The sequence below is a fragment of the Pseudomonadota bacterium genome, from assembly GCA_018823135.1.
Lineage (GTDB): Bacteria > Desulfobacterota > Desulfobulbia > Desulfobulbales > CALZHT01 > JAHJJF01.
Window position 1 is genome coordinate 1 of sequence record JAHJJF010000081.1, and the last position, 12,872, is coordinate 12,872.

The 12,872-nt window shown below is 51.7% G+C and carries 11 protein-coding genes; 1 reads left to right on the forward strand and 10 read right to left on the reverse strand.

Annotation, left to right across the window (positions count from 1 at the left end; translation table 11 throughout):
• Window positions 1-73: 73 nt before the first annotated feature.
• The 8 genes from KKE17_08215 to KKE17_08250 all read right to left on the reverse strand — a co-directional run bounded on the left by KKE17_08215 (window position 74) and on the right by KKE17_08250 (window position 7,498).
• Window positions 74-1,651 (reverse strand): flotillin family protein, encoded by a 1,578-nt coding sequence (locus KKE17_08215; GenBank protein MBU1709971.1) that lies wholly within the window; start codon window positions 1,649-1,651, stop codon window positions 74-76.
• Window positions 1,652-1,688: 37 nt separating this feature from the next.
• Complete coding sequence (locus KKE17_08220; GenBank protein ID MBU1709972.1) at window positions 1,689-2,270, reverse strand: hypothetical protein; 582 nt, start codon at window positions 2,268-2,270, stop codon at window positions 1,689-1,691.
• Window positions 2,271-2,529: 259 nt separating this feature from the next.
• Window positions 2,530-3,192, reverse strand: a complete 663-nt coding sequence (gene trmB, locus KKE17_08225) for a tRNA (guanosine(46)-N7)-methyltransferase TrmB (GenBank protein ID MBU1709973.1) — start codon at window positions 3,190-3,192, stop codon at window positions 2,530-2,532.
• Window positions 3,192-3,563 carry a hypothetical protein gene (locus KKE17_08230; protein ID MBU1709974.1) on the reverse strand — a complete coding sequence of 124 codons (372 nt, stop codon included), beginning with the start codon at window positions 3,561-3,563 and terminating at the stop codon, window positions 3,192-3,194. Before KKE17_08230 ends, trmB begins: the two co-directional genes overlap by 1 nt.
• Complete coding sequence (locus KKE17_08235; protein MBU1709975.1) at window positions 3,560-4,687, reverse strand: M20/M25/M40 family metallo-hydrolase; 1,128 nt, start codon at window positions 4,685-4,687, stop codon at window positions 3,560-3,562. The genes KKE17_08230 and KKE17_08235 overlap by 4 nt, the downstream gene beginning before the upstream one ends.
• Window positions 4,677-5,243 (reverse strand): GNAT family N-acetyltransferase, encoded by a 567-nt coding sequence (locus KKE17_08240; GenBank protein ID MBU1709976.1) that lies wholly within the window; start codon window positions 5,241-5,243, stop codon window positions 4,677-4,679. Before KKE17_08240 ends, KKE17_08235 begins: the two co-directional genes overlap by 11 nt.
• A gap of 78 nt (window positions 5,244-5,321) precedes the next feature.
• Complete coding sequence (locus KKE17_08245) at window positions 5,322-6,002, reverse strand: MBL fold metallo-hydrolase (GenBank protein ID MBU1709977.1); 681 nt, start codon at window positions 6,000-6,002, stop codon at window positions 5,322-5,324.
• Window positions 6,003-6,538: 536 nt separating this feature from the next.
• Window positions 6,539-7,498 (reverse strand): hypothetical protein, encoded by a 960-nt coding sequence (locus KKE17_08250; GenBank protein MBU1709978.1) that lies wholly within the window; start codon window positions 7,496-7,498, stop codon window positions 6,539-6,541.
• A 1,181-nt stretch (window positions 7,499-8,679) separates the two neighbouring features.
• On the opposite strand from KKE17_08250, the gene KKE17_08255 reads away from it, so the two are divergent.
• Complete coding sequence (locus KKE17_08255) at window positions 8,680-9,894, forward strand: amidohydrolase family protein (protein MBU1709979.1); 1,215 nt, start codon at window positions 8,680-8,682, stop codon at window positions 9,892-9,894.
• 131 nt (window positions 9,895-10,025) lie between these two features.
• Here KKE17_08255 and katG read toward each other — a convergent pair whose 3' ends face one another.
• Both katG and KKE17_08265 read right to left on the reverse strand, forming a co-directional pair.
• Complete coding sequence (gene katG, locus KKE17_08260) at window positions 10,026-12,221, reverse strand: catalase/peroxidase HPI (protein ID MBU1709980.1); 2,196 nt, start codon at window positions 12,219-12,221, stop codon at window positions 10,026-10,028.
• Between the two features lie 194 nt (window positions 12,222-12,415).
• A complete protein-coding gene (locus KKE17_08265; protein MBU1709981.1) occupies window positions 12,416-12,694 on the reverse strand; it encodes a transcriptional repressor in 279 nt (92 codons plus the stop codon).
• Window positions 12,695-12,872: the final 178 nt, after the last annotated feature.

The window sequence follows — 12,872 nt, forward strand, 5'->3', positions numbered from 1 at the left end:
AGGGATCAGGGTCAGGCTTGCATTATTGCATTGTTTGTTGTTTTTAAGACCCTGATAAAGCAAGCCCCAATTCTCATTCTTTTTTGCTGGGTACGGGTTTTTCCTTTGGCGTTTCCTGTGGTGCTTTCGGGGGCACTTTTCCCGGAGAAATCTCTCCAAGATATTTGGGAAGTTCAATGCCAGCCATGCCTGCCACCTCATGCAGGGGGGGCAGGCTTTTAATCAATCCGGAAAGAAAGTTAGAGGTAGCGGTGCCGTCTTTGCCGCCTCCGGCGGAGTCCCAGACCGTGACTTTGTCGATCTTGATATTGCGGATCGCCTCGACCTGCAGCTGGACGATCTGTTCGATTTTTTCGGTCATAAGCAGGGTAGCCGCAGCTTTTGCATCGCCATTACAGCCCTTCACCAGGCTAAGATAACCGGCCGCCTTACTTTCCAGCACCTGGCGCACACCCTCGGCCTCGGCCTGATATTTAAGAAGTATGGCATCGGCCTGACCTTTTGCCTCTCGGCGGGTTTTTTCGGCTTCTGCATCAGCGGCAATCTCAATTTTGGTCTTATTAATTTCCTGGCGCACAACTTCTTCAGCGGTGAGCCTTTCCTGCTCGGCCTTATATTGTGCTTTCTGAATCTCAACCTCAGCCTCGCGCCGCGCAACTTCGCCTCGTTGCAGGGCGGAAGCCTGTTTCACCGCCAGCTCAGCATTGGCATCGGCGATATCAGCCTTGGCGCGGTTTTCGCCGTCCACCGCTTGAGCTTCCTGTTGTTGGACAATGATCCGGCGATCAGCCTCGGCTTTTTTCTGACCCTTTGCCGACTCAGCCACATTTTCAGCAACTTTAATCTCTTTATCGCGGTTGGCTGCCGCTTCACCGATTGTGGCTTCCGCTTCCTGCTGCTGGACAAAGACCCGCTGGTCGGCCTCAGCCTTTTTCTTGCCTTTTTCTGCCTGGGCCACGTTCTCCGCCACCCGAACTTCTTTCACCTTGGTCGCTTCGGACTCACCAATGGCACCAAGTTTTTCCTGTTCAGCAACATCGACCTTGGCCTGGTTGATCGCCTCGGAGGCGGCTTTCTTCCCAATAGAATCGATATAGCCCGATTCATCCGTGATATCTGTAATGTTGACGTTGATCAAGTACAGGCCGATTTTGTTCAACTCAGGAGAAACATTCTTGCGGATCGATTCCAGAAAACTTTCACGATCCTGATTGATCTGCTCGATGGTGAGCGATGCTACGGTGAGGCGCAATTGGCCAAAGATAATTTCTTTAGCCATCTCCTCAATTTCCTTCTGTGAGAGGTGCAGCAAACGCTCGGCAGCAGAGGTCATGACCTCTGGTTCAGTGCTGATGCCGACAGTGAAGGTAGAAGGAACGTTGATGCGGATATTCTGTAATGAAAGTGCTTTCTGCAGGGGAATGCTGATGGTCATCGGCGTCAGGCTGATGTAGGCATAATCCTGAATCAACGGCCAGATGAGGGCGCCGCCTCCATGGATACAATTTGCCGATTGTCCCACCCCGACTTTGCCGTAGACCACCAGTATCTTGTCTGATGGACAACGTTTATATCGAGAAGCGAGAAAGATGATAGTTGAAACAACCAGAATAAGGAAAGCGGCAATGGGAAGAATCCAGAAATCGAACATGATTACTCCTTTTGTTTAAGGCTTATACGATTGGGGATCAGGGTATAATTTCAACTACAAGAATATTAACGTTTACCTGGACTACACGCACCGGTGTGCCGGTGGGCACTTCATTCCCGTTTTTTTCGGTAGCATCGAATTCACGAAGACGGTTTCGGAAATTAAGGCTGACCCGCCCTGTGCCGCCTTTTGGAATGGTGAGATACACGGTCCCGGTGCTTCCCACTGCATCAGCGGTCTTTAGCGTGCCGCTGGATTGCAGGTTAGCGGCCCCCTGAAACAGTTTGCCGATGACCCATACTGCAATCATTCCAGCTGCCACGGCACCGAGAATAGAGATGATCGCCCCCATCTGGCTCTGTCGGTAAAAGGCAAGCCCGACTAAACCGAACATCATGAAAAATGCCGAAAGTCCATGCATGGAAAGTATGCGAAAGCCCACGTCAGAATCCACGTGCTCGGTATCAATACCCAAATCGCTGTCCACACCGACATCTGCATGGGTATCGCCGCCAATGAATTGCAACACGAGTTTTAAAAGAACAAAGAAGCCGCCAATGACGGCACACGCCAGAAAAAACATCTCCAACCCGTTAAAATCTGAAAAAGCCTTTACCACGCCATACCTCCTTGTTTATCAGTCCTGGATGTTATCGCTGCTAATTATGTTTTGCTCCAGACCCGAGCCGGTCCTTCCTGCCTTTTTGCAGTTTTCGGCTTGACCACTGAAACCGTTCAATTAATTCGACCACAAAAAGCCTAACTCTTGAGAATTGTTTGTCAACGGAATAATCAACAACACTGGTTTGTGATGGTTCTTTCCGGATAACTCATGAGTATTTGGGAAACAGGCCAATAGGGCATGAAGTTGTGCCTAGTCAGATCCGTTGATAAATCAAATCCCTGACTTCATGACCCTGCTGCAGGCCTCGTCGTTCAAATTGAGTCAAGGGGCGCGCCTCGGGGCGTGGGTGGAAATTGCCGGGACCGGCCCGATTGACAAAACCATCGGTTGACTCAATGACGCTCAGCATGTGCCGGGCATAATCATCCCAATCGGTGGTGGCGTGGAAAAGGCCGCCGGGTTTGAGCACCTGCCGGAGCTGTTCAATAAAAGCGGCCTGCACCAGGCGGCGTTTCTGGTGGCGTTTTTTCGACCAGGGATCTGGGAAAAACAGGTACACTCCGGCCAGGCTTTGCGTTGGTAAATATTTCAAGACTTCGATGGCGTCCCGGCGATCTATCCGGACATTGGTGATTTCCCTTTGCTGCAGGCGCTGCAACAGGCGGCCGACGCCGGGCAGATGCACCTCAATGCCCAGATAATCATTTTCCGGATGGCTGCCTGCCATTTCCAGCAGAGCATCGCCCATGCCAAAACCAATCTCCAGATGGAGGGGAGCATGGCGGCCGAACAATGCATCCGGGGTTAGCTCGCCTTCCACGGTGATGCCGTAATCCTGCCATAATTCCGCCAGGGCGCGTTTCTGGGCCGGGAACATGTGCCCCTGGCGGCGCATGTAACTTCGAATCTGATACATTAGTTTTTTGGTTTGCCAGCCTTACTCAAGGTAATTTTTTTGACGGCTTTCCGGGTGAGGATGCCAATAACCAGGCCAACACCAGGGATAATGCAGAGTGCCACAATGGTGAACATCCCTAAAACTATCCAGGTAGATCCGACTGCGAAGTAGGAATAAACCACCTGTCCGATATAGATGCCGAAAATTGCGGGCAGAGCTTTACGAAAAGATTGGGTGCTGTAGCCAACATAAACCAGCCCACCCAGCATAATCATTTGCCCCAGTAAAAAACCAATATCGGTATCAAAAGGCTCAATACGATCCGATACAACAGGACAAACCGCCCAACTTATCGCACCCAGAATTATCCCGAATAGAATATATTTCATATCAAGGAAAGATCAGTGTCGGCGAGTGCCACGTCATACATGAGGTCAAGATAGATTTCAGCAGCCAGACAGATCTGTTGAAACGAAGCTGATTCATCATGGGAGTGGGCCTGTGCCAGTTGCCCTGGACCCAGAATAATCGGCTTAACCCCTGAAGCCCAGATCTGATTGGCATCCGAGTGACTTCTGAAGGCATCTGAAGACCACGGGAGATTGTGGGATTTAAAAACATTTTTTATCGTATCCACAACCGCGGCTTTCTCCGGGATCTGATAGCCGGCCGCGATGGTTACACTGCGAAACCCCATTTCAATATTGTGGAGGCTGTCTTTCTTGGACAGGGCGATTTCCTCCATGTCTATAAGTATCGCTCCGATATCCATGCCTGGAGGAACATGCAGATCCAGCCATGCTTCGCAACGCTCCGGCACCGCAAAGCCCGAATGCGAACTGAACAGGTCCCGGATATTATAGTTTACCTGCGGATGTCTGGATTCAAGCTGGTGAGTCAGGCGCAGAAGCGTCTGGAGCATTACTTCAATGGCATTATGGCGGCGTTTGGCCAGGGATGCATGCTGCCTTGTGCCCCGGGCTGAGAGCTGGATTTCCACATAACCATATGATTGAAGGCAGGGAACCATATCCGTTGGTTCACCGATAATCGCCCACGGGAAATGATAGGATTTCATCAGCTTTTCAGCGCCGTCGCCGCTCTCCTCCTCACCGACCACAAGACAGAGAGCTATGGGGGCTTCTGAATTCCCAGCCTCCTGGAAGGTCAGGAATGCTTCCAGCATCGCAGCGCAACCGCCCTTCATGTCGGCAACTCCCAGGCCCTGGACCCGGTCGCCCTGGACGCTGTAGCTGTAATTATCCAGGTCAGGAGCGGCAACCGTGTCAATATGTCCGATAAAAGCCAGCTGGATATCTTTTTCCGCTGGTGCCAGAATGATATTATAGCGGTCCTCGTCCACTGCCTGGATAATCACCGGGATATTGCGTCGTTTCAGATATCCCTTGAGAAAATCAAGGACATCGCCTTCTTTGCCGGAAGGACTGTAAATGTCCACCAGGCGCTGCAGCAGTTTTCCAAGGCGTTGGGGTTGGATGCGATTAGTTGTCATTTTTTTTATCAGAGGCAACTGCGGGTGAAGGAGTTACCCGTGTTTTTTTCTCAAGGGCCTGTTTCTCGGCCGCCACATTCATGGTCAGATAGATATGCTCTTCGGGATGGCCGAATCCGAGCTTGCGAAACAAACGAAGGGCAGGAAGATTTTCACTTTGCGTATCGACAAGCAACATCCGGACGTTACATTTGAGCATGATATCCTTGAACCGGCGAAACAGCTTTTCCGCAAGGCCTTTCCTCTGAAATTCAGGTTTTATTCCCAGCCAGACCAGATAGCCGTATTTCCAGGCAGAATGACTTTTCTCGATGGTAGTTCCCAAAGCAAAACCGATGATATCGTCATCGAGCTCCGCCACAATACAGAATTCGGTGTCACTATGAAAAAGTCCGACAACTTCATACGGATCCCAGGTGCGATACATGTTGGGAACCGTTTCGACCTTGAAGAGGTCTTCGCCCAGGTGAAATACTTCCGGCAGATCATCAATCTCCATTTCACGGATCTTTATGTTTAAACGTTTCATGTCCTTGCTCGATGATTCTTTATCCATGATTTTTCCCCAACTTTAAATCGTAATATGTTCGGTGCCCACTGAAGCATGCAGAGACAGAGCATCCTGTGTCTCATTTTAAAGTGTAGCCTTTTGGGCCGCCTTTTTCACCCATTTAGCCATCTCGCCGTTCAGAAACATGTTTTCCTGCATTTCAACGGCAAGGGTTGACTGCAAGGTATCGTCATAATCATGTCCCGGCCACACCACGGTTTCGGGCGGCAGTACGGCAATTTTAATTGCCAGGGATTCAAGCAGGCGGTCGATGCTTCCACCCGGGACATCCGTTCTGCCTGATCCTCCCACAAAAAGCGTGTCCCCTGCAAAGAGATTACCTTCAGCCAACAGGCAGATCGAACCGGGTGAATGGCCCGGGGTGTGGAGCACCTGCACCCTGATTGTGCCGATTGCAAGGATATCCCCGTCTTTCACTGTCCTGTCTGCCGGCAGGGTCATGGACATTCCCTGCGGGGCAAAAAAGTCAATGGCCTGCTGATTTGTGAGCATGGCATTGTCGGCCTCGTGGATCACTACCCGGGCGCCGAAAGCCTTTTTCAGCATCTGGTTGCCGTGGGTATGGTCAGGGTGATAATGGGAGTTGACAATGTATTTTATCTGCAGGCCAAGTTCATTGACCGCGGCAAGTATCTTGTCCTCATCGCCGCCGGGATCAAAAACCAGCCCTTGCCGGGTTTCCTCGCAACCCAGGATATAGCAGCAAACATCAATGTCCCCGGTAAGCATCTGCCTGATGATCATGGTTCTCCCCTTTATCTTCGAGAATAAGTCTTTTCATGATATCATAATAGATACATTTTTTATGAAATTTCTGTCACTATCCGTCAACCTTTAAAAGATAACGGATCGATTTTTTTCTAGGAGCCTGTCGGAGAATTCTGAATCTACTGCAGGTAGCGAAGACTCCGAAATTGATAAAATCGGCACATATTCCCATAATTTTTCATTAAATAACAGCGTAGCGGTGTCGGCTGCTATTCGCTGCAAATTTCCGAAAATCTGGTCTCGATCTCTCACTTTTTCGTTACGATTTTAATTCTCCGACAGGCTCCTAGCCGCAGAAAAAAGAGGGGAGGGGAGGCATTGGAAGGAGAGTGGATAGGGGAGGCATTGGAAGGAGAGTGGATAGGGGAGGCAAATCCATAGTCGGAGCAGGGTCACGGGGTAGTGAAAAAAAGCATTGTCCGTTGTCCAAGCACACAATAATGCATGCAGACTATGCTCCCGCGTGGCCCTGCTCCCGCGCAAATCTGGACGGTTTTTTTTGGGGTAATAGCTTATTTTTCCGTAGGCAAGTCCTCTCTGTTCCCCCAGATTACCCAGGAATCGTCGTAATTTGCCGGGTCCGTGAATCCCATAAGTCTGAATATGAGATAGGTCAACGTGGAGCGTGTTCCTGTCTGGCAATGAGGTATTGCCCTTTTATTTTTGTCCATGCTGCCGTATATCTTTTCAAGCTCATTCATCGGTTTAATTTTACCTGTTGTTGTATCGTACATTTCAGTATGTGAAACATTTAGCCTGCAGTTGGGAATATGTCCGCCCTTTTTTGCCCGGACATCAAGGCCTTTGTATTCGGCCGGAGTCCTGGAATCGACAAGCTGAGAGCCCTTACTCTTCCCTTGAGCTATCGTCAGCACCTCTTCTGAAGTTGAGATCCTCTTTTGCATTGTATCAGGATTTGCCTTGAACTTTGCCTTGAGAAGCTTTGTTGCAGTAGTTTCGAGTTTCTTCCCCTCTGTCTCCCATGCCTCGATCCCTCCATTCAAGAAGCGGACATCCTTATGGCCAAGCCACTCCATAACCCAGAAACCAACGGTTGCATGCGTAATTCTCTTTTTGTCACCGTAAATCACCAGGGTTGTATCATTGTTTATTCCGGCATTCCCGATAATTGCTTCATATTTTTCGGTGTCATATTTCCTGGGATCTTTCGGGTCGGCAAAAACAGTTGATGTCTCCTTTGTTCTGAGGATTTTTGAACAATCACCTCCAATAGTTATGGCGCCTGGAATATGTCCGTCATCATAACCTTTTAAGGCTTCACCTGTTTTGTCGGTGACAGTCTTTGTGTCTCTGCAGTCAAGCACAATCCACGTCCCCATGTTTTTCACTATATCTGCCGGTGTGACTAAAAGTTGTGGGTTTGCATACTCTGCACTATCTGCCTTTGAGGCAATAAACAACAGTGCGATAATCAAAATCAAAAATAATCTTAAACCTTTCTTGTTTTCCATTTTTTACCTCCTCTTTAGGGATTAATTCTGCGTTCTGCTGCATCGAAAACTGGGAATAGATTGTTTTTTTACGGCAAATAATGTTTTACGTGTGCCGTCAGGGTGAGCAGGAAGACTGCCGGCACCATTACCCGTTGATGTTTTTTCTTTCATCCATTGCGTGGAGAGATCAGATTCTGCTTTTTCTGATGCTGGATTTAATACCAGAAGTTGAAGCGATACTTCATTCGGGTTTTGCTACAATATCGGGGAGATATACAGATAGAAACTGGGACCAAATTACGCAATTCTGAATGGGATGACTTTGTCTGCTGCCGGGCTTTTCCTGCTAAAAAAGCGCGGCAGCAGACAAGGCATATCTGCCGGCCACCACCATCTATGACATGAAAAGAGGCTCTGAAAAACGGCTAGATAAAAAATAATGTTCTGATGTCTTGGCCGGTATATTTTCCCCGGCTTGACATTCTCTTTGATATGCTTCGGGATAGGCTTGAGTTTTTTACCCAGCAAATTTGGGGCACCTCTTATCAGATATTATCTGATTGATGAGGGTGTCTGTTTTTCGTGGGGAACCTGAGCCCATACCGTTTGAAATCACCGGCCAGCCGTAAACCTGCAACAACGGAATTGCGCCTCTTCAGATCAAGTGTATTGATTTGTTAGTGGTTTTTCAATCGATTATTTCGGATTCCAGGTTTTAGCCCGCATTTCTCACAAATCGAAACAGTTGCTAGTCAGCAGGGCAGGGAGTTTGGCAATATGTGAATATGCCAAATCATTGATTTGTGCAACCATCCCTGAAAATTGTGGCGGGATAAGTGAGGGTTTTCCATCATATCAAACAGGAAGAATCCACAGAAGTTGTTTTCTGGCCCATCGTCAATGCAAGTGGACGTTAGACTCTATTGGATTCGAATGTCAAACTTGACAATTAGTTGCATTCCAGGCTAACACTCTCATCTGCCATTGACCTGCATCCTTGACGGGAAGGAATTCTTTGTTGAGTTATTACAAATTGTTTTCGAGGATTATGCAATGTTATGCATCAATCACCAAAAACAATATGGCCGACCTGCGGCGTCCGCATGAACGCTCACGGATTGAGGATTGAGGAAGGGGTGCGCCTCCCAGCCTGATTTAAGCGCGGCAAAAGCACGACCTTACGGACGGAAACAAATAGCATGGACGGAAGACGATTCATAGTGGCGGGAAGCCTGATCGACGGCAGCGGCGCCGAGGCGCGCCGGAATGTCTTTCTGGCGGTGCAGAGCGGCATTATCACCGCCATTGGCTCCGCAGCAGACCTGCCTTGCCCCAACGGCACGGCAGTGGATGATTTTTCGCACTGTACCATTGTGCCGGCGCTGGTGGACTGCAGCGTTTCCCTGGCGCGCTCTCCCTCGGTGGACGCGCAGGTGCGCCTGGCCGCCGAAGAGGCCGGCATTGCGCAAAAGGCCGCCCTGCTGGAGCGGCATATCAGTTACTGCCATATGCACGGGGTGTTGGGGGTGGCTGAATGCGAAGATATATCCGACGTGCTGGAACATTACCAGAGGGAGAGGGCGTCGGGGGGCATGATTGACATCCGCACCCCCGCTGCTTTCAGTGGGACCGGGGATGATTGTGCCGCTGGCATTCCGGCAGGAGGCGATTATCTGAAGATCCATTATTCCCCTGATATTGATAATGAGGACGCCGCCCCGGTTCGCCTCACCCTTGAAAACCTGCGCGGCATTCTGCAGCACAGGGGCCAGAGAAAGGCGGTGGTGGTGGCCAATGGCCGGCAACCGGTGGAAGAGGCCCTTGTGGCGGGCTGCGATGCCATTGAACAGGGATACGGCATGGGCGAAGCCAATCTCCGGGAAATGGCCTCCCGTGGTGTGTTGTGGATACCCGGCGTCCTGCGGGCCAGGAATGCATTGTTAAGTGCAGGCTCCGGCGGCAGCGTCTGCTGCCGTTTTTCCCTGCGTTATGTGGCGCCGGGAAAGGCGGACCCCGGGGCCGAGGCGTTCTGGAAAAAGGCCCTTGCCGGGCAACTGGCGCAACTGCGTCTGGCCAGGAAATTGGGAGTGAAAACGCTTATCGGGTCCGGGGCCGGAAGTGTCGGCATCCTCCATGGCGAATCCATGGTGGAGGAGATGAAATTGTTTATCAAGGCCGGTTATCCACTGGCGGAGGCAATGTGCTGCGCATCGGAGAATGGCGTCAGGTTTTTCGGGATGGAGAAACTGGGAGTCCTCAAGAAGGGGCGGGCGGCGACATTCCTGATCACCAGGGGATCGGTGCAGCAGCTGCCAAGGAAACTCGCCTATCTGGAGGGTATCTATGTGGACGGCGCACCCAACATGGCATACAGCAAAAATCCTGTCAAGGCGCCGCAATCGGTGCGGCATTGAGTAAAATCAAGGGGTGGGATTGTTATCCTTACCTGACTGCCAAGGATAAGAATCCCGCCCCATCGATGTTTTATTCTCTCATGGGGTAGTTCATTTTATGCCAGAAATCCCCGAAGACTTTTATCCTGCCATCAAGCGAGGTCGAAACGGTCCAGATTCATTACTTTGTTCCACACCGCTACAAAGTCGTGCAGGAACTTTTTCTGGGAGTCCGCGCAGCCGTATACTTCCGCCAGGGCCCGGAGCTGGGAGTTCGAACCGAAGATCAGGTCGACACGGGTGCCGGTCCACTTGAGTTTGCCGTTCAACCGATTCCGCCCCTCGAACACCTCGGCATCTTTTGCGGTTGCCTGCCACGTCGTGCCCATGTCCAGCAGATTTACGAAGAAGTCATTGGTGAGGGCCTCCGGTCGTTTGGTGAAGACACCGTGCCGGGACTGGCCGAAGTTGGCGTTCAAGACGCGCATGCCGCCGACAAGAACGGTCATCTCGGGAGCGGTCAGGGTCAGCAGCTGCGCCCGATCAATCAGCAGCTCTTCCGCGGTTACGGAGTATCTGGTTTTCTGGTAGTTGCGGAACCCGTCTGCAGCCGGTTCGAGCACGAAGAATGACTTTACGTCGGTTTGTTCCTGCGACGCATCGGTGCGTCCCGGGGTGAAGGGCACGGTGACTTTGTGACCGGCTTTTTTCGCAGCCGCTTCGACTCCCGCGCAACCGCCAAGGACAATCAGGTCTGCAAGGGAAACCTTTTTGCCGCCTGCCTGCGAGCTGTTGAATCCCTTCTGGATGGCCTCGAGGGTTTTGAGCACCTTGGCCAGTTGCTTGGGCTCGTTGACTTCCCAATCCTTCTGCGGCGCCAGACGGATGCGCGCGCCGTTTGCACCGCCCCGCATATCAGAACCGCGGAAGGTGGAGGCCGATGCCCAGGCAGTGGACACCAGTTGCGGGATGGACAGGCCAGAGGCAAGGATCTTTTCCTTGAGGACGGCGATGTCCTTTTTGTTGATCAGTTTATGGTCCACCGCCGGCACCGGGTCTTGCCAGATCAGTTCCTCTTGTGGTACTTCCGGGCCGAGATAGCGCGAACGCGGGCCCATGTCGCGGTGGGTCAGTTTGAACCAGGCGCGGGCAAAGGCATCCGCGAATTCAGTGGGGTTCTTCAAGTAGCGCCGCGCGATGGGTTCGTAGATCGGGTCGAAGCGCAGCGACAGGTCCGCCGTGGTCATCATCGGCCGGTGCTTCTTGGACGGGTCGTGGGCGTCAGCCACCATGTCCTCTTCGGCCACATCCTTGGCCAGCCACTGATGGGCGCCGGCCGGGCTCTTGACCAGTTCCCAGTCGTATTTGAACATGACCTTCAGATAGCCCATGTCCCACGTGGTTGGATCCGGTTTCCAGGCGCCCTCGATGCCGCTGCTGATCGTATCGCCGCCCTTGCCGCTACCAAAGCTGCTCTTCCAGCCGAGGCCCTGCTCTTCGATGGGGGCGCCTTCAGGTTCAGGGCCCACATGGGACGCAGGGGCGGCGCCGTGGCATTTGCCAAAGGTATGCCCGCCGGCAACCAGGGCGACGGTCTCCTCATCGTTCATGGCCATGCGGGCGAAGGTCACCCGAACGTCGCGGCCGGAGGCCATCGGGTCCGGGTTGCCGTTCGGGCCTTCCGGGTTCACGTAGATCAGGCCCATCTGCACGGCCGCCAAGGGATTCTCCAGTTGCCGGTCACCAGAGTAGCGCTGGTCGCCGAGCCACTTATCTTCGGAGCCCCAATAAATATCCTCTTCTGGCTCCCAGATATCCTCGCGGCCGCCGGCAAAGCCGAAGGTCTTGAATCCCATGGACTCCAGGGCGCAGTTGCCGGTGAGAATCATCAGGTCGGCCCAGGAGATCCTGTTGCCGTATTTCTGTTTGATGGGCCAGAGCAGCCGGCGCGCCTTGTCGAGGTTTACATTGTCCGGCCAGCTGTTCAGCGGCGCTAGGCGCTGGCTGCCGGATCCTGCGCCGCCGCGGCCGTCGCCCAAGCGGTAGGTGCCGGCGCTGTGCCACGCCATGCGGATGAAGAGCCCACCGTAATGACCGTAATCAGCCGGCCACCAATCCTGCGAGTCGGTCATCAATTTATAGAGGTCCTTCTTCACGGCCTTGAGGTTGAGTTTCTTGAATGCTTCAGCGTAGTTGAACTCCTCACCCATGGGATTGGACTTGGAGGAATGCTGGTGTAGAATGTGAAGGTTCAACTGGTTCGGCCACCAGTCCCGGTTCATCGTGCCACTGCTGGCAGTGGGATTTTTAGCTCCCCCCGTTACCGGGCACTTGCTGTTTTTACTCATAACCGCCTCCTTTTCTGTAGGGTTTGTATTTATGATGCATTCTTGATTGATGAACTCGTAAAAACACGAGTTCATCGTGTTATTGCGTCTATCTCTTTGAATTTTTCCAGGGGACCTGGTGATACAGCGAGTTATGACGATTTCGTCTTGATTGAATATTTTTACCGGGAACACTACAATATGGTTCCCGCCTCTTAACTCTTCCCTGCGCAGGCCTTACAAGTTCCCTGAAAGACAACATTTCTTTTTGCCACCGTCTCCCAGGCATCAGTCTCTTCAGGAACCTGAACCTGATCAAAAAAATCCCAGGTGAAGTCGGTAATAGTGCCGCAATGACTGCAAACAGCATGATGGTGCCTGATCATTTTCGCCTCGTAACGTGCCTGGCTTTCAACCGTCTGTACTCGAGTTATAAGATGATGTTTCTCAATGGTCGCCAGAGTCCTGTCAACTGTATTTTTATCCTCGGCTATATGTCATGAGTCGGTCAAGTAATTTTGTTAATGTTATGAGGGGGGCTTGAGGATCAAAGGGCCTGGGGGGAGGGGCAGGGTGGCTGTATCGGCTTGCCTTTGGCGAACTTTTGATGAAATCATCAGTGATTTCATCGCGTGATTGAATGCAACCTTTTAATTTTGGGAGGAGTACATT